The 23248-nt window shown below is 45.0% G+C and carries 23 protein-coding genes; 11 read left to right on the forward strand and 12 right to left on the reverse strand.

Going from position 1 to position 23248, the window contains the following annotated elements; translation table 11 throughout:
* Positions 1 to 96 precede the first annotated feature (96 nt).
* A complete protein-coding gene (mrcB, locus tag A3729_RS12985) occupies positions 97 to 2400 on the forward strand; it encodes a penicillin-binding protein 1B (RefSeq protein ID WP_068508603.1) in 2304 nt (767 codons plus the stop codon).
* Positions 2391 to 2924 (forward strand): tetratricopeptide repeat protein, encoded by a 534-nt coding sequence (locus A3729_RS12990; RefSeq protein WP_068553114.1) that lies wholly within the window; start codon positions 2391 to 2393, stop codon positions 2922 to 2924. The genes mrcB and A3729_RS12990 overlap by 10 nt, the downstream gene beginning before the upstream one ends.
* A gap of 87 nt (positions 2925 to 3011) precedes the next feature.
* Here the strand turns inward: A3729_RS12990 and A3729_RS12995 are convergent, their stop codons facing one another.
* Positions 3012 to 4910 carry an HD domain-containing phosphohydrolase gene (locus A3729_RS12995; protein WP_068633973.1) on the reverse strand — a complete coding sequence of 633 codons (1899 nt, stop codon included), beginning with the start codon at positions 4908 to 4910 and terminating at the stop codon, positions 3012 to 3014.
* Positions 4911 to 4996: 86 nt separating this feature from the next.
* A complete protein-coding gene (locus tag A3729_RS13000) occupies positions 4997 to 6100 on the reverse strand; it encodes a PilT/PilU family type 4a pilus ATPase (protein WP_068510380.1) in 1104 nt (367 codons plus the stop codon).
* A 198-nt stretch (positions 6101 to 6298) separates the two neighbouring features.
* Here A3729_RS13000 and A3729_RS13005 point away from each other — a divergent pair, with 198 nt between their 5' ends.
* Entirely contained in the window at positions 6299 to 6604 is a 306-nt protein-coding gene (locus A3729_RS13005; protein ID WP_068509251.1) for a cytochrome c, read from the forward strand.
* A gap of 141 nt (positions 6605 to 6745) precedes the next feature.
* Here the strand turns inward: A3729_RS13005 and A3729_RS13010 are convergent, their stop codons facing one another.
* The 7 genes from A3729_RS13010 to A3729_RS13040 all read right to left on the reverse strand — a co-directional run bounded on the left by A3729_RS13010 (position 6746) and on the right by A3729_RS13040 (position 12831).
* Positions 6746 to 7711, reverse strand: a complete 966-nt coding sequence (locus A3729_RS13010) for a GNAT family N-acetyltransferase (protein ID WP_068554061.1) — start codon at positions 7709 to 7711, stop codon at positions 6746 to 6748.
* A gap of 52 nt (positions 7712 to 7763) precedes the next feature.
* Positions 7764 to 8531: a tRNA (guanosine(46)-N7)-methyltransferase TrmB gene (gene trmB / locus A3729_RS13015; RefSeq protein WP_082865329.1), complete on the reverse strand. Its 768-nt coding sequence runs from the start codon at positions 8529 to 8531 to the stop codon at positions 7764 to 7766.
* A 116-nt stretch (positions 8532 to 8647) separates the two neighbouring features.
* Positions 8648 to 9079: an arsenate reductase ArsC gene (locus A3729_RS13020; protein WP_068509254.1), complete on the reverse strand. Its 432-nt coding sequence runs from the start codon at positions 9077 to 9079 to the stop codon at positions 8648 to 8650.
* A gap of 357 nt (positions 9080 to 9436) precedes the next feature.
* On the reverse strand, positions 9437 to 10417 hold the full coding sequence (locus A3729_RS13025; RefSeq protein ID WP_068509256.1) for a GlxA family transcriptional regulator: 981 nt from the start codon (positions 10415 to 10417) through the stop codon (positions 9437 to 9439).
* Between the two features lie 170 nt (positions 10418 to 10587).
* Positions 10588 to 12099: a YifB family Mg chelatase-like AAA ATPase gene (locus A3729_RS13030; protein WP_068509257.1), complete on the reverse strand. Its 1512-nt coding sequence runs from the start codon at positions 12097 to 12099 to the stop codon at positions 10588 to 10590.
* Positions 12100 to 12293: 194 nt separating this feature from the next.
* Positions 12294 to 12542 (reverse strand): accessory factor UbiK family protein, encoded by a 249-nt coding sequence (locus A3729_RS13035; RefSeq protein ID WP_068509259.1) that lies wholly within the window; start codon positions 12540 to 12542, stop codon positions 12294 to 12296.
* On the reverse strand, positions 12535 to 12831 hold the full coding sequence (locus A3729_RS13040) for a hypothetical protein (RefSeq protein WP_156490560.1): 297 nt from the start codon (positions 12829 to 12831) through the stop codon (positions 12535 to 12537). The genes A3729_RS13035 and A3729_RS13040 overlap by 8 nt, the downstream gene beginning before the upstream one ends.
* A 139-nt stretch (positions 12832 to 12970) precedes the next feature.
* On the opposite strand from A3729_RS13040, the gene glnK reads away from it, so the two are divergent.
* From glnK to A3729_RS13060, 4 genes are all read left to right on the forward strand, one after another.
* On the forward strand, positions 12971 to 13309 hold the full coding sequence (glnK, locus tag A3729_RS13045; protein WP_068507212.1) for a P-II family nitrogen regulator: 339 nt from the start codon (positions 12971 to 12973) through the stop codon (positions 13307 to 13309).
* 67 nt (positions 13310 to 13376) lie between these two features.
* The gene (locus A3729_RS13050; protein ID WP_231872228.1) at positions 13377 to 14636 is read left to right on the forward strand and encodes an ammonium transporter; all 1260 of its coding nucleotides are present in this window, start codon (positions 13377 to 13379) and stop codon (positions 14634 to 14636) included.
* Between the two features lie 175 nt (positions 14637 to 14811).
* On the forward strand, positions 14812 to 15210 hold the full coding sequence (locus A3729_RS13055; RefSeq protein WP_068509265.1) for a PilZ domain-containing protein: 399 nt from the start codon (positions 14812 to 14814) through the stop codon (positions 15208 to 15210).
* Positions 15211 to 15319: 109 nt separating this feature from the next.
* Positions 15320 to 15928 (forward strand): SOS response-associated peptidase, encoded by a 609-nt coding sequence (locus tag A3729_RS13060; protein ID WP_068509266.1) that lies wholly within the window; start codon positions 15320 to 15322, stop codon positions 15926 to 15928.
* A gap of 9 nt (positions 15929 to 15937) precedes the next feature.
* Here A3729_RS13060 and A3729_RS13065 read toward each other — a convergent pair whose 3' ends face one another.
* Positions 15938 to 16678 (reverse strand): SDR family NAD(P)-dependent oxidoreductase, encoded by a 741-nt coding sequence (locus A3729_RS13065; protein ID WP_068552962.1) that lies wholly within the window; start codon positions 16676 to 16678, stop codon positions 15938 to 15940.
* Positions 16679 to 16939: 261 nt separating this feature from the next.
* Between A3729_RS13065 and A3729_RS13070 the strand changes: the two genes are divergently transcribed.
* The 4 genes from A3729_RS13070 to A3729_RS13085 all read left to right on the forward strand — a co-directional run bounded on the left by A3729_RS13070 (position 16940) and on the right by A3729_RS13085 (position 21061).
* Entirely contained in the window at positions 16940 to 19300 is a 2361-nt protein-coding gene (locus tag A3729_RS13070) for a molybdopterin oxidoreductase family protein (protein ID WP_068552963.1), read from the forward strand.
* A 43-nt stretch (positions 19301 to 19343) separates the two neighbouring features.
* Positions 19344 to 19565, forward strand: a complete 222-nt coding sequence (locus tag A3729_RS13075; protein ID WP_068509273.1) for a YheU family protein — start codon at positions 19344 to 19346, stop codon at positions 19563 to 19565.
* A 5-nt stretch (positions 19566 to 19570) separates the two neighbouring features.
* A complete protein-coding gene (locus A3729_RS13080; RefSeq protein WP_068509275.1) occupies positions 19571 to 20602 on the forward strand; it encodes a hypothetical protein in 1032 nt (343 codons plus the stop codon).
* Between the two features lie 99 nt (positions 20603 to 20701).
* Entirely contained in the window at positions 20702 to 21061 is a 360-nt protein-coding gene (locus A3729_RS13085; RefSeq protein ID WP_068509277.1) for a hypothetical protein, read from the forward strand.
* A gap of 452 nt (positions 21062 to 21513) precedes the next feature.
* Here A3729_RS13085 and A3729_RS13090 read toward each other — a convergent pair whose 3' ends face one another.
* The gene (locus tag A3729_RS13090) at positions 21514 to 22317 is read right to left on the reverse strand and encodes a MipA/OmpV family protein (protein ID WP_231872227.1); all 804 of its coding nucleotides are present in this window, start codon (positions 22315 to 22317) and stop codon (positions 21514 to 21516) included.
* A gap of 543 nt (positions 22318 to 22860) precedes the next feature.
* Positions 22861 to 23220 carry a cupin domain-containing protein gene (locus A3729_RS13095; protein ID WP_197469628.1) on the reverse strand — a complete coding sequence of 120 codons (360 nt, stop codon included), beginning with the start codon at positions 23218 to 23220 and terminating at the stop codon, positions 22861 to 22863.
* Positions 23221 to 23248: the final 28 nt, after the last annotated feature.

Below are 23248 nucleotides of genomic sequence, written 5' to 3' on the forward strand. Positions count from 1 at the left end.
TCTTATCGTATTAAGCCTCACACATTCCGCTTGGCTCTGATACACTAGCTCTTTCAGCCCCTAGCAGCTTCTGCAACAATAAGTACTTGACGCGAAATGACTAACTCCGCCAATTTCAGGCACAAGCGCCCTCTCCTTCTTCGCCCAACTAGCTTGAAGATACTAAGTGTTTTGGCCTTACTGCTCTTTGCCTGGTGCATATATCTCGATGCTCAGGTCAGATATAAGTTTGAAGGCAAGCGGTGGGCGCTTCCAGCTCAAGTATTTGCCCGCACCCTCGAAATTTATAACGATAAGGCGCTAAACGCCAACAATCTGCTTGATGAACTCAATATGCTAGGTTATCAAGCCCGTTCGGAACCTAAATCCGAACGCAGCTACTCCATTCGTCACCTATCAAGCACCCATCAAGTTGTTGAACTAAAGGTACCTGCTCATCAAACACTTGAAGGTTATCAAGAGAGTAGTCACTTTCGTTTTCATATAGAAAACGATATCGTCACCCAGCTGCAAGGCCTGGGTAGTCATCAAGCGCTCTATACACTAGAGCCTTTAAAAGTGGGCGGCATTTATCCCCGCACTAAAGAAGAAAGAATCCTACTACCCTACGAAGACATACCCGACCAACTCATTGCCAGCCTTCTTGTCACTGAAGATCGTGACTTTAAACATCATTTAGGCATTTCACCGCTATCCATAGCGCGTGCTGCATGGGCAAACCTGAAAGCGGGCAGAGTTGTTCAAGGTGGCAGCACGCTTACCCAACAATTGGTCAAGAATTTTTATCTCAGTCGAGAGCGATCACTTAGCCGAAAGGTAAATGAAGCACTGATGTCTCTGATGCTGGAAGCCCATTATGACAAGCAGTCCATCCTAGAAACTTACATGAATGATGTCTTTCTCGGTCAATCTGGCTCACTCGCTATCCACGGGTTTGCAGCAGCCAGCCTCTACTACTTTGGCAAGGATTTACGTGCCTGCTCTATCTCCGAACACGCTCTACTTGTCGCCATGATCAAAGGCCCGTCCTATTATAATCCTCGCCGTTTTCCTGAACGAGCACTAAAACGACGCAACCTGGTTTTGTCTCTTCTGAACAAGGAGAACCTCCTTGACGATCAACGCTATCAAGAGGCGATCACTCACACATTAAACGTTATCGATAAGCCGACTCTACAGACTAATCCCTACCCGGCATTTATGGACATGGTAAAGCGTCAGCTGGGAAAAGATTACCATGAAGACGACCTACGCACTGAAGGGCTAAAGATATATACCAGTCTAGACCCCCAGCTCCAGCACCAGCTAGAGAATACAATCGCCAGCAAACTTCCAACACTCGAATCAGGGAAACAGACAGGAACGCTTCAAGTAGGCGCCGTGGTCACCGCAACCGGCACCGGGGAAATACTCGCCATGGCTGGGGACAGAAAAGCACGATACCGCGGTTTTAACCGTGCTCTTGATGCAAGAAGACCTATCGGCTCGCTCATTAAACCGTCAATATTCCTTAGCGCACTGGAAAAACCCTCACAATATCAACTCAGCACGCTGGTATCAGATCAGGCATTCAAAATAGAGTTTGAAGATGGGCAAATCTGGGCGCCGCAGAACTTTGATCACGAAAGCCATGGAGAAGTCCCCTTATATCTAGCGCTTGCTAAATCCTACAATCTGGCAAGTGCCCGCTTAGGTTTAGAGCTAGGAATTGACACAGTGCATGACATGCTCAGGCGTTTAGGTGTCAAAAGAGAGCTCACGCCCTACCCTTCTCTATTCCTAGGATCTCAATCATTGTCACCGCTTGAAGTGACGCAGCTCTACCAAACTATCGCCAGTAATGGCTTCAACATGCCCTTAAGAGGAATTCGCGAGGTCACCAACGCACAAGGTGAAACTTTAACCCGCTACCCTTTCAAGCTTAGTCAAGTAGTTGCACCCGAGGCGATTTATTTATTACAAGAAGCACTAGTAAAGACCATGCAAACCGGCACCGGGCGCTCTGCATACAAACAACTACCAGAGCAACTGGTGGTTGCGGGTAAAACCGGCACCACTAACGATAATCGGGATAGTTGGTTCTCAGGCTACTCGGGAGATTACCTAGCAACCTTTTGGCTCGGCCGCGATGACAATAAAGAAACACACCTAACCGGCAGCAGCGGTGCCCTGCAGCTATGGAGCGACTTTATTCGCCGCATCCCTCAATATCCCTTGAGTATGGAAGCTCCTGCTAACATCCAGTACCATTGGTTTGATCAAAACACGGCTCACCTCACCGATGAACGATGCAAGGGCGCTATAGACCTTCCTGTCTGGGGTGAACCAGATACATCTGAATATCAAGCATGTAAAAATGGTTATTCATCGGTGAAAGGGTGGTTAAAATCATGGTTTTAGAAGGCCTCAGTTATTTATTAAAGGCATCTCCTCTGGCTTTAGTGCTCAGTACAGTTCTCCTACTGAGCGCTTGTTCTTCACTCAACACACAGACTAAGCCTAACATTGTCCCCGTAACACCGAGTTCAAAGGCCGACTCACCGATCACATCCAAGCCTCACAGCATACTTAATAAAGCTGTAACACCAGAGGAAAAAAGCATAACTGTCGATAGTGATGCAGCCAAAAATCAAGATGTAGAAGTAAAAGAAATAAACAAGGTAGAAAGCAATATATTAAGCGTTCTACTTGCTAAAGCCGAAAAAGCAAAAAACTCTCAACAATGGCTACGCGCCCAACGAATATACGAACAAGCCATACGGGTCGCCCCAAACAACCCAGAGGTATTTATCAAGTACGGTGATTTATATCGTTTAATGGGAGGAGATGACAAAGCAAAAAGCATGTACCAGCGAGCGCTTTATCTAGCGAGTGGCGACAAGCGTTTAAGAGACCTTGTACTTGAGAAACTAGAGTCGTTCTAACTGTGCGCGTGTAAGTCAGCATTAAGTTTTAGATACTTGTGTTTCCAGCACGGCTTGATTGGTAAGGATAGAAGAACATGTTTTTAACTATGAATACTCATCTTTCAATATCTCAATAAATACGCCAGCAATACTTGGGTCAAACTGCGTCCCTGAGCAGCGCTTAATTTCAGCAATAGCTTCTAAGCGGCTACAACCCTTTCTATAAGGTCTATCAGCGGTCATCGCATCGTATGTATCTGCGAGCGCTGCAATACGGGCGAGAATCGGAATATCTTCGCCCTTTAATCCATCTGGGTAGCCTGTTCCATCATATTTTTCATGATGACTTCTTACTATAGGTAGAATCGCTTTAAACTTATGGATTGGTTTAAGAATAAGCTCCCCCTTTACTGGATGTTGACGAATGATTTCAAGTTCACTATCCGTAAGTGGCTCAGCCTTGTTTAGAATCTGCTCATAGGTACCGATTTTCCCAATATCATGGAGAATGCAGCCCACCTTGAGAAGGTTTAATGATTCGGAATCAAGTGATAATTTCCGTCCAATACGTAATGCCAGAGCTGTCATGCGCTTCGAATGCCCCTTAGTCCAGTGAGACTTAGCATCAATTGCAGAACTCAAGGCAGAGGTTGTATCCAAAAACATTGAATGCAAAGACACATAGTTTTCTGCATTTTCGATCGCTATAACAGACTGGTTGATTAGCGTCTGGCAGAGGGCGATTTTTTCTTGAGAAAAAGGTTCCCGGTCCCACACTCTTGACTCACCCAAAATAATAGCACCCTCTGAGCGTCCTTTAATAACTAAGGGAAAGATTAAACCGGAATGTGTTTCAGAAGTGAAAATTTGTTCCAACTCAACTTTATGTCTCCGATCAAACATTTCTGTATTAGAAACTGATACGTATCGTCCAGTGTCAAAAGCCTTCTGTAAGTCAGGACAATATTTTACGTCTAACTCGTTTCCAATGCCAGGCTCCCAATCTAGCATCCTGATGGGATAGGCTGCGCGAATTACAGGGCCTGCATGCTCACTATCTTTTAGAGCAATACGGCAATAGGTTACTTTCAGTGTACTTGTTAGTTTCTGCGCCATAAGCTTTAGCAACTGCTCAATATCTAACTCGGACGAGAGTTCAGCGCTTGCCAATAAAAGTATCTCAAGGTCTAAAGAACGTTCCTTTAGCTGAATACTGTGTCTATCCAGTTGGTCTTTGAGGCTTAGGTGTTGATGGGAAAGCTGTTCAGCCATGCTGTTGAAACTGTCAGCAAGTTCCTCCAATTCGTCCCCGGTATCTAAATTGACTCGATAATCCCATTCTGAGCTTTTAAGCCTCTGAGTCGCCTTAACCAGGTCGTTAATGGGACGTGTAATCGAACGAACTAGCTGGAAGCTAAAAAAGACAAGGAAAAAGACGAGAAGCGTGCCGCTAATGACAACGCTTTTTTGTGCGCCATAACGCATCTCAGATGCTTCATGAAAAGCTTTTTCTAATTCATGGTCAAGAAAAATATGAATCTGGTCTAGCTGTGTGGTGATTTTCTGGCCTAATGCATCGAACTCACTCAACAAGCTGTTTTTCCCGCTAGTTTCGGTAGAACCCGCTAAAACTAATAGGTTCGAGCTCAGGCTAGATAAGCGAGCAATGTCACTTCTAACTCGTTTCAACAGAAATTGTTCTTTTTCAGCTAATATGGGTTTATGCTCAATTGTTTCCAAGAGAGCGTTTAGCTCGTCAATAAGATTACTGAACTGTGAACCTTCTTTTTTGACTCGAATAGAAGCCCGTTGTTCGGCTAATAGGGATACAAACACAGTTTGTGCTTGATCGACTATTCCAGTATGGCTAATAATTTTGTCTACCAACAAAAACTTCTTATCTATCCTAGATTGCTCAAATAAAACGTAGGCTAGTGTCGCGGAAATTAATACCAGACACACAACAACGGCTATAATAATGCGGCTTCGAATATTTGTTTTCAATAAACTCGTCCTAATAATTCAGAAAGAAGGTAAAAAGATCTATTTTCCAGTAAGAAATGATTTGGCATGATACCGACATTTGCACATTAGCTTTTTATTTGCCAACCTTCAGAGGCCGCACTGGGGTCGTCTTTAAGGCGGATTTTCACTTGGACATTATGTTTCGAATCTGCGTTGTTAATAGCTTCTTCCGCTGAGATTTTCCCTTCTTTATAGAGTTTAATTAGAGATTCATCGAAAGTAACAACATTTTGATCCATGTCTCTCTCAAATGCTTCAGTTAACTCTCCAATTTTTCCTTTCTGAATCAACTCACCAAAGTAAGGAGAATTTCGCAATATTTCTAATGCTGGAGTTAATGAACCATCCTTACTTTTTACAAGTCGCTGGCAAACAACAGAATGAAGGTTTCTTGATAGATCAATCAATATTTGTCCTCGGTCATCTGGAGGGAAAAAGTTAATAACTCGATCCAATGTTTCAACGGCATTGCTGGCATGAATAGTGGCTAAACATAAATGACCTGTTTCAGAATATACGATCGCCTGTTTCATTGTGTCGGTATCTCTTATCTCCCCAATCATGATTACATCTGGAGCTTCACGCATTGCACTTTTCAAAGCATCTGAATAACTCTTGGCATCGATCGAGATTTCCCGTTGATTAACAATTGATTTTTTGTAAGAGAATAAGTATTCAATTGGGTCTTCTATAGTCAGAATATGTCCTGTTGAATGCTTGTTTCGAAAATCGATCATTGCTGCTAGCGTTGAAGATTTACCTGAGCCGGTGGCGCCAGCAACCAGAACCAGCCCGCGTTTCTCAAACATAAACTCACCCAGATCTTCTGGTAACCTTAGCTCTTCTAGAGTTGGCGGTGAGGTTTTAATACAACGAATCACCATCGCAACAGAACCGCGTTGCCTAAAAACACTCAGGCGAAATCGCCCCAAGTTAGGAACGGAAATACCAACGCTAGTGCTCAGATTCTCATCAAAATTCTTAATTTGCTGATCATTCATCAGAGAATAAGCAAGCTCTTTGGTTTGGGCTGATGTTAAAGCCGTGTCTTTATTAATCGCACTACAAACACCTTGTATTTTTACTAAGACAGGAAAGCCCGCGCTAAAAAACAAATCCGAGGCTTGCTTTTTAATCATGTACTGTAAGTACTGCGAGATATTGGTCATTAGTCAGCCTTAGCTTTATTTTTGAACATTATTTAGTGATTGATATAATTATAGGTGAGATTAGGTTTGGTTAAATTTATATAGACAGAATTAAGTATAGCTATTTATTTTTGTAATGCTTAAATGGATCAGTACAAGGAATTATTTGCTAATTCAATACGTTAATTGTCCGGTTTAGAACATGAAAGGATATTAAATATGCCTATCGTTTATACAATCACCTTGTTATGTATCTTCTTAGTTGGGTGTGGCAATGACCAGCACAACCACCCAGACCTAGCGTCAGGAAAAGACCTATTCGAACACCATTGCTCTGAGTGTCATAACTCAACAGGCTTAGGAAAATTTCTAAGGGCTGTTCCGCCTAATAAGGGCACTAAACTAAGTGCTTGGCAGGTATCTCATAAAGTTAGGGTGGGAAGTGATGCTAGTAAGATGACGACTTTCGAGAATATGAGTGTAGAAGAGTCAATGAAGATCTCCGCATACTTAAAAGGTCTGTAGCCAGATATATCGAGACCTAAAAAGGTCTTTAGGTGGTTGCGAGCATTGAACTATTGCTCAAACTGACTGTTTTGTCCTTATCTAAGCAAGCTCGTTGAGCGTCTTAAGTGCTGAGCAATGAGACCCAAACAAACAATAATACTAAGATGAAACAAGCCGATGCGTCAGCAAACCATAGCGTTTTCGTTTTTGTCCTGACATTTGATCAATATCGACCACGACAAAGCCGTCAACGCAATCACTAAAGTCCGAGTCGATATTGAAGCCTAAAAAGCGCGTCCCGCCTGGTTCTGACAATTCTGCATACTGTTTGTATAAAACAGGAACAGCGAAGCCAAGATACCTTAGCTGTTTCTTGAGCTTAATGAAGCCTTCCTTTAGATCTAAACCTTCAAAAAATTGATCTAGGTGCTTTTTTGAAGCCTCACTTAGCTGGTATGGGTGATGACAGACTAGATACTTTGTCTCAGTTCCATAGTAGTGCTGATAGAAATAGATAAGTAAGTCTTTAGCTGGTGCAGATAAGGTATTGCTAATACTTACTGCGCCGAACAAGTAACGGTATTGAGGGTGTAGCCTAAGAAAGGCTGCGATGCCATACCACAAATATTCCAGGCTTTTGGAACCCCAGTATTGTGGCTGAACAAAACTTCGGCCCAGCTCCAACCCATGCTCTAGAATGCTACGCGATGCTGGTAAGTAGTCGAATAAGCTCGCAGTATAAAGAGGAGAATTAACAATCAGCCGATCAGAATCTTCCTGTACATCGAGCTGATCAGTACCTCTTAGGCGATACGCGCCGACCACCTCACCTTGCTCTTCATCCCAAAGGACGATGTGCATATAGTGGGCATCGTACTCATCGAGATCACGTTCACGCCCTGTTCCTTCGCCCACCAAGCGGAAGGACTCTTCTCGCAAACGGCCAATTTCATTCATTAGCACCGAAGATTGGCGGTGATGATAAAGCAATATTTTCTTGGCATCCTGGGTTTCACCCAGAAGCTCGCAGTTGGCAATATCGGCTCTCAAACGGTCACGGCACTCTTTTGGCGCTATCTCAGCAACAACACCTTCAGTGCTTTTCGAGTTATCGTGCCCTGACATACATACAAACCTTGTTTTAGCTATTATTGCTTCTTATGAAGACTCTATGTATTTAAGCAATACGTCGGTAGAGCAAATCCCAAACACCATGCCCTAAACGCTGACCGCGCTTTTCAAACTTAGTTAAGGGGCGGTTTTCAGGGCGTTCAGAGTATTGCCCGGCTCCGGCCACGTTTTCATAGCCTGGCGCGGCTTCCATCACTTCCATCATATGTTCTGCGTAAGGCTCCCAGTCTGTTGCCATATGGAAGACACCTCCGATTTCAAGCTTTGACCTGATTCGCTCAGCAAACTCGCTCTGTACAAGGCGACGTTTATTATGGCGTGCTTTATGCCATGGGTCGGGAAAGAAAAGCTGTAGGCGACTAACGGAATCATCAGCAATATTCCGTGCCAGCACTTCGTTGGCGTCGGCGCAGAATACTCGTAAGTTTTCCAAGCCTAGATCACCCGCCTGATTTAGGAGCGCACCAACTCCGGGACGATGAACTTCAATCCCCAAATAGTTCTCATTAGGCGCCTGATGAGCCATTTCACTTAGTGATGCACCCATGCCAAAACCAATTTCTACCACTAAAGGTTGCGCAAGAGGAAAACTCTCACGAACATCAGAAGGCGCTTTCGCTAACTCCAAGCCCATCGTTGACCAACACTCTTCAAAGCCTCTTTGCTGGCCTGCGGTCATCCTTCCACTGCGAACAACGAAGCTTCTAATCGGCCTTTTCTTGAGGTTAGCCACTTCAATTTTAGGACCTTTGGTATTCGTCTCTTTTGAGTCAGTTTCGTCCGTCTGTGCGGAATCCTGATGTTCTTCGGTCATTATGTTGAGCCTTGTTACGTCAGTGCAAATGCAGTTTATTAAAGAAGCTTAGTATTGATTAAAAAGCGCGCATAATAGGACTGCATGGAGCAAAGATCAAGGTATCTCAAGCCGCTTTAGCTAGAAAAGCTAGACGACTCAACAAAAGCCCTGATTTCATCTCGCACACGCCTATAACTCTCCAACTCATCTTCCTGATTAGCAGCTAGTTTCGCTAACGATGGCGGGTCATCAAAAGGAACATGCTTAATCTCTTTGAACTCCGATAAGTTTGGGCAATGTTCAGCAGCATGACCGCAAACTGTCACGATCAAATCGAACTGTTGCGCTTCGAGCTCTTCAATATGCTTAGAATAATGTTTGCTCATATCTACCCCAAGTTCCCCCATCACTGAAACAGCATTAGGGTTCATACCGTGGGTTTCTATGCCTGCAGAGTATGCTTGCCACTCTTTATTTCTGATCGTATTTACCCAGGCTTCGGCCATTTGGCTTCGACAAGAGTTACCGGTACACAGAAAAAGGACTTTTTTGGGTGCCTGAGACATCTCGGTTTAGTCTTCCTTTTGTAAGGGGATGAATGCTAATAGACCACGTAAATCTGAAAAGATTCATCAAGTATTATTATTTTTTTGAACCAAGTTACATTTCCATTGTCTGAACTTACGACAGCAAGGCTAAATGTTGTGAAAGGACTGCTATGTAAGTAATTCTTGGCATGCGATAGCATGTTATAACGAATCATTACAAATATAGCTCACTTTTTAACCACATTACGGAAATTTTAGTCTTATACTGTTATTACAGATCACGAAGAAGCGATCGTGATTCTGTCTTCCTTGAAGAAACCCCTATTATAGGAGCCCTAAACAGGCTCCTCTTTTTTTGTCCCAAATTATTACTCTTTAATCTAACTGGAAGAGTTTTGGACGCACCATTTTCTTATAATCACTTGGCGTCAGCCCTACCTTGGTTTTAAACACCCGAGAAAAGTAAGCCGTATCTTTATAGCCAACGTTTTCAGCCACATCCTGAATGCTTAGATCGGTTGATTTCAATAAGTCACGGCCATTTTCAATGCGTAAGTCCTGAAGGTACTGATTCGGTGTCATGCCTAATGCTTGCCTGAAACGACGTGTAAACGTTCGTACTGGCATGCCTGCTCTTTCGGCCATCTGGGGAATATCAATATCTTCATGACACGAGGACTTTAACCACGCCTGAATCTCGATAATATCTTCATCTGCATGCGCGGCTCGTCCGACTGAAAACATAGGCAAGTCGTAGCTGCTGCCTACTTCATGGGCAAAATGGCGCTCCGCTAACTGACGTTTTTCCAAACCAAAGGCCTGGCCAATCAAGTGAAAGACCAAGTCTGACAGCGCGTTGATACTGCCAGCACAATAAATTCGGTTACCATAAGTAATGAAGTGCTGGCGTTTTAGTTCAACGTGAGGGTAACGCTTTTCAAATTTATCAAAAAAGAACCAGTGAGTCGTAGCAGGGGTCTTGTCTAAAAGGCCTGCTTCTGCCAAGAAATAGGCACCGGCCCCTGTGGCAATAAAGTTAGTCCCTTCCTCATAGCGCTGCCTTAACATCTCTGGCAACTTGGGATAACGTTTCAATAAATGTACCGGATCTCTCCAATTTGGTGGAATAAAGATCCAGTCCATATGACCAAGAGATTCAATACGCTCTTCGATATTTAAAGGAATATCGCCAGCAACCTGAGGCTGTTTATCTTCGAGCTTAACCATATGCAGCTCAAGCGGCCTGGATTCCCGCGCCATGCGCGCCATTGCATTAGCGGCCTTCAGAATTTCATAGGGCCTGGTTATCCCTGAAAAGAGTGCGCGGTCATAAACTAGAAACGCAGCTTTTATCATTAGCTATTCCTCAACTTCCCTTCAGCAGTTTCGCTCACTTCACCACGCATTCAAAAGTGGCTATTTATTTATGATGCGTAAGTTTAGGCCATCATCTTAGCCAATTTCATAAAGCGATGGAAGTCACAGCTGTACGCCATAAGCTTTAAAGACTTTTCTTTACATAGCACTCAGCTACCAGACTTTCTATCCAAACCCCGGTAAGCCAAAGCTTCACTTAAATGAAGCATTTGAATACTCTCACTTTCCTGTAAATCTGCCAAAGTACGCGCGACTTTAAGAATCCGGTGAGCCGCCCTTGCCGACAAAGCCATCCTATCCATGGCGGACTCCAGAAAAGTGCGCATATCGTCTTGCATGGCACAATGTTCTGCAATCTCCCCACCCTCAAGCGCACTATTAAGCTTGCCCTGCCTGGTGATTTGCGCGTCTCGGGCTTTGCTCACGCGAGCCAGTACCTCATTCGAAGACTCACTAGCCTGAGCTTTGCCAAGTAAAACCGATGCAGGTTGACTCGCCACTTCGACATGCAAATCGAAGCGATCCAATAAGGGGCCCGACAACTTCCGCCGATAGTTACTTATCTGCTGGGGGGTATCAGTACAACTCACTGTAGGGTGGCCGCTATAGCCACAAGGGCATGGGTTCATTGCTGCAATTAACTGAAAGTCTGCCGGAAATGTCAGGCTCGCACTGGCTCGGGAAATTCTGATCTCCCCACTTTCAATCGGCTCCCGAAGTACTTCAAGCACCGAGCGTGCATACTCTGGCAACTCATCCAAAAACAATACACCATAATGGGATAAGGATATTTCACCAGGCTTTGGCTGTGCGCCACCACCAACGAGCGATACGGAAGAAGCTGTATGGTGAGGAGAACGAAAAGGCGCTTGCATCATCAAGCCCGGTTTTCTGGGAATACCCGCCAGCGAATAGATTGAGGCCACCTCCACTGCCTGAGCATTGCTTAAGCGTGGCAGAATACTTGGCAGGCGAGAGGACAGCATGCTCTTGCCTGTCCCTGGAGGGCCGTAGAATAATAGGTTATGGCGTCCAGCTGCTGCCAACTCCAAAGCACGTCTCGCTTGGAACTGACCCTTAATATCAGCCATATCCGGCTGCTTTTCGTCTTCCAAAATCATTTCTTCATAAGAAAGGGCTTGCAAAACACCGGGTGATTTAAGGTGCTGGCAAATTTCGCTCAAATGGCGTGCGGGGAAAATTGTATCGCTGCCAGCCATTTTCCCTTCATCAGCGTTACCATATGGGATAAATAAACATCGGCCGTCTTTTACGCTGGCAATAGCCGTGGGTAATACACCGGCAACCGGGCGCAAGTCTCCGGTTAAGGCCAGCTCACCAATAAACTCACTTTCACCAAGCTTTTCCGAGTCTATTTGACCTGTCGCAGCCAGGACTCCAATAGCAATTGCCAGATCATATCGTCCCCCTTGTTTAGGCAAGTCTGCAGGCGCCAAGTTAATGGTCACACGCCGATTCGGAAATTCGAAGCCAGAGTTGATTAAGGCACTGCGTACCCTTTCTTTGCTCTCTCGAACAGCCATTTCTGGAAGCCCAACAATCGCTAGGGATGGCAAACCATTTGAGAGATGAGTTTCGACTGTCACCAAAGGTGCATCGACACCGAGCTGAGCCCGGGTATAGATAATAGATAACGACATCGCATTCCTTTGCTAAGTTCATATCTGTTTAAGAAGGTAAGGAGCTGTATCAGGTAGACCGGAAAGCGCCTCATTAATACGCTTTGTATTAACTATTGCGCCATTTTAGATCAGCAGCATTATGCCCCTCAGTAGTGCAAGCACTGCATAAGTACAGTGCAAGAACGAACAAGTTCCATCTGTTCGTCATTAAATCAAGCTGACTTTTTCTCTAATTCAGCAAAATCTTTTTCTAGTTGTTCCAATTTGGCGCGTGTTGTTTCCAGCACCAATTGCTGAGTCTCAAACTCCTCACGAGTGACTAAATCCAGCTTGGAAATGACACCATTAATAAGAATTTTCAGTTGCGCAGTCAGATCCTCTTGAGCCGACTTTCCGGCGTCAGGTAATATCTGACTAACCTGTTCGTGGATGGTGTTAAGTACTTCTTGAGGGCTAAGCAACAAACGCTCCTTGGAATGCCTGGGACATTCTTTCTACATCAAACAAAAGAGCTATTCTAACACGCCCTGCCAGCGAAACCCACAACCCTAAAAAGGACAGATCTATTTTCAAATAATCAGATCCTCCCCCTATAAAAATCACCAAAGAGATGCGCTCGCCGCCAACCCGCATCAGATATTGCGTCATTATGGTGCGCCAAATCCAAGCCCGCACCACAAGACCACAACAAAACCACCACTCAACAATAACACTTAATCTTATGTAACTGTTATATAAGCTTTTTTTCAAACTGGCACACCCCCTGCTATATACCGATCAGATTTGTTATTCCGAATGAGAGATTCGTTTTTCATTTTGAATAGCAAACAAGAACTAAAACACATTTTTTTAACTAGTAAATATTGCAGCGACAGCACAGGAGATATCCATGAAACTCGTAACTGCCATAATCAAACCATTTAAGCTGGACGATGTACGTGAGTCATTGTCTGAAATTGGCGTACAAGGTATTACCGTAACTGAAGTTAAAGGTTTCGGCCGTCAGAAAGGTCACACGGAATTATACCGTGGCGCTGAGTACGTTGTTGACTTTCTTCCTAAGGTTAAAGTTGAAGTTGCCATTGGTTCCGACTTGGTTGACCAAGTTGTTGAAGCTATCAGCAAAGCAGCTAATACCGGCAAAATTGGTGACGGTAAAATTTTCATTTCACCGCTTGAGCAAGTTATTCGAATCCGTACCGGTGAAACCGGCACTGATGCGGTTTAAATCTCATTCATCACTAAGCAACTAATTTTTTAGAATACAGTACGGAGATTTCCTTATGGAAAACGTAATGAACAACATTTATGAATTGCAGTATGCAATGGACACCTTTTATTTCTTGGTGTGCGGCGCATTAGTTATGTGGATGGCAGCAGGTTTTGCCATGCTGGAAGCAGGCTTGGTTCGCGCCAAGAACACCACTGAGATCCTAACCAAGAACGTTGCACTGTTTGCAGTATCATGCACCATGTACCTAATCTGTGGTTACGAGTTCATGTATGGCGGCGGCTTCTTCCTATCAGGTACTGACAGCGTTGCAACTATAGACGTTGCTCAAGCTCTAGCAGATTCTGCTGAAAACGGCTTCGGCGGTGACTCTGTTTACTCAGGCGCTTCTGACTTCTTCTTCCAGGTCGTATTCGTTGCAACGGCAATGTCTATCGTATCGGGTGCGGTTGCTGAGCGTATGAAGCTTTGGGCTTTCCTAGCATTCGCAGTTGTTATGACGGGTTTCATCTACCCAATGGAAGGTGGCTGGACTTGGGGTGGTAACTCTGTGTTCGGTATGTACGACCTCAGTAGCTATAGCGATTACGCTGGTTCAGGTATCGTTCACATGGCAGGTGCTGCAGCAGCATTGGCTGGTGTTATCATGCTAGGTGCTCGTAAAGGCAAGTACGGTGCTAACGGTCAGGTTAACGCTATCCCAGGTGCGAACCTTCCTCTAGCAACGCTAGGTACATTCATCCTGTGGATGGGCTGGTTCGGTTTCAACGGTGGTTCTACTCTTAAACTGGGTGGTATCGAAGTAGCTAACGAAGTAGCAAGCGTATTCTTGAACACTAACGCTGCTGCGGCAGGTGGTTTGATCGCTGCATTGATCGTTGCACGTATTCTATTCGGTAAGGCTGACCTTACAATGGCATTGAACGGCGCACTAGCAGGTTTGGTTGCGATCACTGCAGAGCCTGCTGATCCTTCTCCACTACTAGCAACGATCATTGGTGCGATCGGTGGTGTTATCGTAGTATTCTCAATCGTAACACTTGATAAGCTTAAGCTTGACGATCCTGTTGGTGCAATCTCGGTACACGGTGTAGTAGGTCTATGGGGTATCTTCGCAGTACTTCTATCAGACGCTGACGCTACATTCGCTGGCCAGCTGGTTGGTGCACTAACGATCTTTGTTTGGGTATTCGTATGTAGCTTGATTGTTTGGGGCGTTCTTAAAGCAATCATGGGCATCCGAGTAACTGACGAAGAAGAGTACGAAGGTGTTGATATCTCTGAGTGTGGTATGGAAGCTTACCCAGAGTTTACTCGCGACTAATCTCGAGTTAAACAAACTAAAAAGCGCCTCATTGTAGGCGCTTTTTTATGCCCGCCTTTTGCGTCAAAGCAGCCAACAAAAGACACATATAATTACTATCAAGACATTGATACTTCCGCAGCTCTAGACTATTGTTGTTAACTCCTCGCCAACTCTGACCAGGAAGTTTCACATAGTGCCCGATAAAAAGAAGATTACAGAAGCTCTTGAAAACACTCAGGAAATTACGGCGGAAGCTTTGAATGACGGAGCCGAGCGCCGTCAATACACAAGGCGTTCAGCCCATTGGCGTGCAACAATTACAACCCGCAAGAAACAAGTCGTTCAATGTAAAACGAAAGACATCTCTGAACGTGGAACCTCACTGGTAAGCCCCGTAGACTTCCGAAAAGATGCTTTGGTGCTACTTCAAATTGCCGCTTTCTACAATGGCAAGAAAATGGAGTTCAAAGTACTGGGCGAGATCAAACACACCTCGATCGCTCCGGACGGCTTCACGCTTGGCGTATTTATTAAAGAAGCGCCGGACACTGCTTTTGCATTTTTTAAAAAATATGCTGAAGGTCAGATCTAAATCAAGGGAATCAGTAATTTGCCTCTGACTTTTCGTTAATTTTTCATCACAGCCTATGATAATATTCCAATAAGGTAATAAGCTTAGTTTCAGGCAGAGGCTCCTTTACATGTGTGGAAGATTTGAAGTAGACAAAGCCATCGTCGATACAGGCGTATTCGAAGCATTTCATATACTTTTTCATGCCATAAACAATCATGACCAACGCCCTTCACAAGAGGTCGCCTGCCTTCACTATCAGCATGAGAAGCTATCGCAAACGCCTGCTCTCTGGGGGATCAACCCTCACTGGGCACATCACACCATATTCAACGCTCAGGCAGAAACCGTCGCCACCAAGAAGACCTTTAGTTCTGCTTATGCACTACACCGTTGCGTAGTACCCTGCTCGGCCTGGTTTGAATGGACAGGAGAGCCCGGGCACAAAATAAAACACCGTTTTTCACCGGCAATAGACGACGTTCTGTTTATGGCAGGAATACTATTTCCACTGAACTCAGGTGGCTTCCAGCTTGTTACCCTCACATGCGAAGCCGACCCTAATTGTGGAATTTATCACCATAGAATGCCTTTGTTAATCGAAGCATCAAAGGTGAAGGACTGGCTGGCACTGCCACGACCAGCCAATGAGATAAATCAATTTCACGATCATCACGCACTCCAGATTCACCCACCGATCAGTTCAACCCCGGCGACCTTCGAGCGCATAAGTGACTAGTAACCAAAACTACATTTTAGCAATCAGAGAATCCGGTAAAACACGCATAAGAGGCGCAACAATCGCCCAAGGCATTCGAGGAAGGGTAGAAGCTTTAACTTTCTTTTCAACCAGATCGGCAAACTGCTTAGCGCCCTGCTCTACATTGATAACAAAGGGCCTGCTGGGCAAACTACGGTTAATTTCCGTATCGATAAAACCGGGGTTAATGACACTCACATCAACATTGTCATTTAAGGTCTCCAGCCTAACCGCCTCCATATAGGTAGCCAAACCCGCTTTTGAAGCAGAATACGCAGCATTTCTTGGTAAACCTCGATAGCCCGCAACGGAAGCGGTTGCCACAATATGCCCACCACCTTGGGTCCGGAATGCTTTAAGCGCAGCCCTGACGGTAGCGATAGCACCATTTAGATTAGTATTGATTACGGCGAGCTGGTCATCTAAAGAGGCAATCTCGGCTTTGCCTGAGCGGGCAATCCCGGCATTAGCAACGATCATATCTAAACGCCCCAAAGAAGATTGAAAGCCCTTAATCACCTCATCCACCTGCGAAGTATCAGTGACATCAAGCCGCGCTATTTCTATCCTTGCTTCAGGGTAGGCTTTATGGATCTCGGCTTTTAATGATTGCAGCAGGGTTTCTCTACGTGCGCTAAGACCAAGATCATAACCTCGCTTTGCCATCTCCCATGCCAAGGCCTTGCCAATACCATCACTGGCTCCGGTTATTACGATTGTTTTATTCATTGCTAGCCTACCCTACAGTTGCTGCGGTCATCTTCAAATGGAGAAGTTCATATATTGTGCAGACGAAAGCCTAGCACAATAGCCAAGCCCAAATCATTAAGGAGGCAACAAAGCGGGATTCACAAAGCAGTAAGTCTATGAATAGTTCTAATCGTCTAGACTTCTCGTTTATGGCAGGCATATAATCCTGACTAGCTGTTCAATAACAACAATAGTGGTGTACATTCACTCTTAGCACCCATTCAATGACGGATCAAATCTATGCCTAGCTCAGACGCTTTTACTCATTACCGCACCTGCAACCTTTGTGAAGCAATGTGCGGTGTCGCGATCAAAGTTGAAGACGCACAGATTATCTCTATAAAGGGCGATCCTGATGACCCGTTAAGCAAAGGCCATATTTGCCCGAAAGCGCTCGCCTTAAAAGATATACAAGAAGACCCGGACCGGCTTAAAGTTCCACAGCTAAAAACCAAAGATGGCTGGAAACCCATCACTTGGAACAGAGCGTTTGATTTAGTTGCAAACAAAATTGGTGATATTCAACAACAGCACGGTAAAAATGCTGTAGGTGCCTACCTTGGTAATCCGAACACCCATCATCACGGCAATATTCTATTTGCACCAATGCTGCTGAAAGCACTGCGTACCCGCAATAAATTTTCTGCCACCTCCAATGACCAGCTACCGCATATGCAGGCAAATCTGGAACTGTTTGGGAATCAATATTTATTCCCAGTGCCTGATATTGATCATATGGATTTGTTTATTCTTCTCGGCAGTAATCCGGCAGCATCAAATGGTAGTTTAATGAGCGCGCCTGACTATTCAGCAAGGCTCAAGAAAATCATTAAGCGTGGCGGTGAGGTGATTCTACTTGACCCAAGAAAGACTGAAACAGTCAAAACAAGTACCGAGCATTTATTCATCAAACCCGGTACCGATGCCTTCCTGATACTCGGAATTATTAACACTTTATTTAATGAGAATTTAATCGAGACAGGCCGGCTATCAAGCCATCTTGAAGGGATCGCCGAAATACAGCTTATCTCGTCCGACTTCAACCCAGAGCACGTGAGCAGCATTACAGGTGTTACCGCCGAAGATATCAGAACACTAGCCCGCAAACTGGCTACCACCCCAAGGGCTTGCCTGTTCGGTAGAATGGGCACCTCAACTCAGGAGTTTGGTGGCCTGGCGACCTGGTTAGTTTATGTGGTAAATATTCTGACAAACCATATGGATGAGCGCGGCGGTTTAATGTTTAGCAAACCCGCAGCAGATATGGTTGAGCTAGCAGCATGGACAGGCCAAAAAGGCCATTATAATCGTTATCAGAGCCTTTCAGGTCTACCGGAATTTGGTGGAGAATTGCCTGCCAGCACCATGGCTGACCAAATCCTCTTGCCTAGTGATGAGCAGATAAAAATGATGATCGTCATGGCTGGCAATCCTGTGCTCAGCAGCCCGAATGGTCAGCACCTTGATCAAGCCCTCGATTCGCTGGATTTCATGGTTTCTATTGATTTTTATATCAATGAAACCTCAAAGCATGCCGATATTATCCTGCCTCCGACTGCGCCTTTGGAGCAGTCTCATTATGATATTGTTTTTAACCTGCTTGGTGTTCGGAATGTCGCTAAATACTCACCCGCCTTATTCGAGGTAGATAAGTCTGCTCGTCATGACTGGCAAATAGCGCTTGAGCTTCAGCACCGACTTGGCAAAGGCTCTATTAAGCAAATTATTGGTGAACAATTTTCTTACCAATCACTGAAGCGCTTAGGACCCGACGGCTTATTGGATATCATCCTTCGTACCGGCCCTTATGGTACGCAGCTCCCTGGCACTAGCCAAGCAGGGCGTTTCCTGGTCGATGCCTTACAGGGGTTCTTACCAAGCAAACACCCAGCCCGGAAGATTCTGGATCTCAGCCCTTATGGTTCTCAAAACAGAAGTTTGAGCAAAGGCCTTTGTGTTAGCTCTTTACTTAATTACCCTCACGGTATCGACTTAGGCCCCTTGCAATCTCGCCTACCCGAACGGCTCTACAGCGTGAAGAAACGAATTCGACTCGCACCGAATACTTACTTAAAAGATATGACTCGCCTACGTAAACGCGGCGAGCAACTGCTTGACAGTCACAAAGCCGAAAACGGACAACTCTTATTAATTGGCAGGCGTCACGTCCGCTCTAACAATTCCTGGCTACATAACAGCAGGCGCCTGGTAAAAGGTAAAAATCGCTGTACTCTGATGATCCACCCTGACGACGCGAAACAAGTACAACTTAAAAACGGAGAACTCGCTCACGTAAGTAGCAGAGTTGGACAGCTTGAGATTGAAGTAGAGTTAACTGAAGATATCATGCCGGGCGTTGTCAGCATTCCTCACGGCTGGGGGCACCAGCGCGAAGGCTCAATGCTATCTGTTGCAAGCAAGCGGCCCGGGGTTAGTGTCAATGATCTAACAGACGACAGATATGTAGACAAACTGAGCGGCACCTCTGTATTGAACGGCGTTCCAGTGCAAGTTCTTAAAGTTGGTCAAGACAAGAGAAAACGTACAACGCGTTCTCGTGCAAATAAATCCAGGGTACGTATGAGTGCCAAGCTTTCTTAGCCGGAATAAGTAAAACATATACTCTTATGCACCAGGTTCTAACATGATTATCGACCCCTCTTTTTTAAGCCCGGATGCATTAGATGGCCTAATAAACGACTATTGTTTAAGAGACTGGGGACTCAATGATGTCGAAGCCCCTTTGGAAACAAGAAAGTCTCAGGTGCAACAGGCGCTAAAGCAAGGCAAACTGGTCATACAATATAGCGAAGAGGAAGAAAGCGCTCATATCATGTCTGCAGACTCTCTCGGCCTGGATAATTAGATTAGATGCCCTTACAAGATCAACACCCGCCGATCATCCCCCACGAACAACTTGCCAAGTTGATTGGTGAATTACGGTTTGATGAACTTCTTCAGCAGCTGGAACAGTTTCTCATAGATGGGCTTGAGTCAAACAAGACAACTGCCAAAGCTAAAATAAATGGCTTTGAGGTCAAGCTCAATTATCGGAATAATACAGTCGAAGGTGCCTGCCAATGTCCAGAGTCTGATGGCTTTGACTTCTGCCCACATTGCGCAGCACTCTGTCTGCATGTTAACCGGAATACCCAGCAAATATCATCTCTCGCCAAAGGCCCCGACAAAAGCCGGGTACTTGCCTACCTGCTTAGTCAAGATAAACAGAACCTAGCAAAAGAGTTCTTATCTTTATTGAGCAAGGACAGTGAGCTATTCGAACGCTATGTGCTCAGGGCATCCTTAAATCAAGGCGAACTAGATTACTCAGGACTGAAAAGCCAGATAACCGAGTTAACACGCAAACCTGAAAAACTGTTCAGCCAACGGCAGGTTAAACACTTTTTCGCAAAAATCGAGCGCTTTCTAGACGAGCTAAACGCTTTGGATCACTATTCTGACGCGGACAAAATGCTCAAACTAATGGAGCATATGCACCAGCGTCTGGTGCGCCTGCTCGATACAATTGATGACAACTCAGAGCAGCGTAGTGAAGCCGTTACGACCTACAGAGCACTGTATAGTAAATTACTATTGCAGCTGCAGGGGCGAGAAGAAACTAAAGCCAAGCGTTTCTTCAAACTATGGGTGAATGATCACCACGCTATTCTACCTCTTGATATTGAAGCCTTCCTGGATCAGAACATAACAAACAAGTTTATATCCCTACTCAATAAAATACTAAAAGATAAACTAGCTAAAAAAACCTCCAAGGCAACTGACGATCTCAAGCAAATCCAGCGAGAAAAAATTCTCCGGTACTTACTCGACTCGGCCCTTAAGAAAAACGATACCGACAAGGCCCAACAAATGAGAACTATGATTGAGCAAGGCCGCCAGTAAAGGCTGGCTATTTCCTATCAAAATTGCCCCGTGCTTTTCAATTTTCATGATAGGATAGCGGGCACATCAATACAGACTACAGCGTACTAAGGAAATATTATGAGCGACAACGCGCCTGAAATAAGCATGAACCCTGATGAACTTTATCTTGAAGAAGTCTATACAGACAACAAAGTCGGCACTATTCGTCGCATGACACCTGTCGATGCAAATGGCGACGCAGACAGCGCTAGACCCGTTCTGTTTATCGGCAGCACTCAAATGATGACGCCAGCTGGACCACTTCCTTTGAACTTCGAACTTCAAGGTTCTACTCTGGGTCAAGCGGCAGCTAACTTTGGCGAAGCAGCAAACAAGTCGCTTGAAGATACAATGAAAGAACTTCAAGAAATGCGTCGTGAGCAGGCTTCTCAGATCGTCGTACCGGGCCAAGGCGGAAGCCAAATCCAAATGCCTTAAAGCATTTTTTCAATGGGGTCAGACTCGATTGAAAAATAGCCATACTTATGTAGGCGGGGCCTCCAGTCGCGCAAACCGAAACCAGGGAATCGTTTGAAAGCCCCGTGGCACAGCAAGCGCCCCGAGGACGGGCCGCCTACAAAGTCATAATACTTATATGTAAAAGTTGGCACGCAGTCTGACCTACTGAAATAGCGGTTTCGACTAGAGCCTACAAATACCCTGCCCAAACTTAGTCAGCAAAGTGCCAAAACTTGCCGTTGAAGGTTGATTTTGGTTTGGCCGAATGTTACTGGCTTCAAATTCCTGGGTGATGTCTGTAGATGGTGAACAACCAACTTAACAAAGTGTTAAGTCGGCTTTCGGGTCTTCCCTAATATAATTTGAGCTAGCTTGATTGTTTATTAAATAAACTAAAAATGAGGCTTCTAGGTGAATACTTGATAGGTGTTCTAGAAAACGTAAATGAATCCAACGCCGACCTCAGCTTCATAGTTGTTGCGTGCGATTGGGCTATCCGCAATGTCACTACTATAACGCTCATAAACCGCCTCGCCGAAAACCTGCCAATTCTCATTTACATAATGGCGATAATTGTAATTAAATCCAAACGAGCGAAATCCTCCACTCAGGTCGGTCTCATTCAGTCCCGATGCAACTGACTGCTCTGCATCTATACCAAAATCTTTATTGACATAATCACTATCGTGAAATACCAAAGCGATGGCAATTTCATGGCCGGTTCCGTCGTTCTGACCACCGAAGCGGTGCCCCACGCCAAAAAGACCAAGACTTCCGTTTTCACCGGTCACCACTCGAGCATCCAGCCAATAACGCCAGTCGGTATCGAAAGCATGGCGTGCTTGCAAAACTAGTTCAGTTCCCTCATCTCCTTCACCGAGACCATCCAAACGACCGTCATCAGAGTCACTTTCTTCACGCCCCTCATCGAAGCCCACGACAGCCTCGAATAGCCATGTGTCAGAACGAAGACCACGCCACCCGAGCGCCTCACCGGCCCAGAAGAAAATATTATCACCTTTACGCCATTGCACCGCACCGGCAGGATCGACTTCTGCGCCAAATTCATCAGACCCTTCGTAGGCTGATTCGTATTCAACAGCCAGGCCAAGTCCGAAGGCCCAGCCATCATTGCCCCGCGTAAAGTCATCAATTGAAGGTAAGGGCACCATAGCTGTTTTTGTGTCCTGGGCTAATGCTGTTTGAAAGGAGAGTGTATATAAGCAAGTTGTCAAAAGCATGCCAGTAATTTTTTTCATTTAAATTCAACTTATAGAGTGAAGAACAATAAAGTACGTGAAGAATATATTATTGGATCACGCACAATTATTTTCGCTTGAAGGTTCGATTCTAGTGACTAAAAAAAGTGTTCTAATATCCCAAAAGCACTTTTAATAAACTCTATCAGACACTCATCTGGCCTTAATATAACTAAAGCGATAACTATGGTTGTGTACTCTTGGCGATAAATTTCAGTGTTTTCAACGGCATTCACTTCATCTCTTCTTCGTTAATGTCTCAAAGCTAAAATTGACTGTATTAACCTGATACAAATAAGGCTGAAGAGTGACAGAATATCGGATAGTTACTTCTAAAACGAATGTTTGCATCTTTCACTTTCCCAAAGGTACTGCTTTGGTGGCTTGTGGCCTAAATATTCAAGCTTTATGATCAAAGCCGAATGGCAACTTTGCGGACCTAATACGCCTTTGCCATGTTATTTGGTAATGTCACGCTCGGTATTTCAAACTGTAAGGTCGGGGTTGAGCCGATACAACTTATACGTCTAAGTCCTCATAACACGCAGGCATAAAGCGTGGCGTACACACAGCTAAAAACACCAAGTCACCCTCCCCGTCGTTATATATCTTCTGCCTAATGCCTTGCGGGATCAGTACTACATCCCCAGCGCTAACCTGCTGTTCCAGATCTCCAACATAAACCTTGCCTGAACCCTGCTGAATCACATAGCGCTCACTGACTTCTGTTAAGGCATGCCAGCGCGTTGTTTTACCCGGTTCAACTCTAGCTCGCGCAATCGAAAGTGCGGGATCATCGTCAGTATTTAACATCTCCAAGATATAGCAGCCCTCGTGAAAGTAATACTCTTCCCTTTCTGGCGTTCTATAGATACTCAAATTATTCCTCCATTCACCTTCATCTGTG

The organism is Oleiphilus sp. HI0043 (assembly GCF_001634935.1).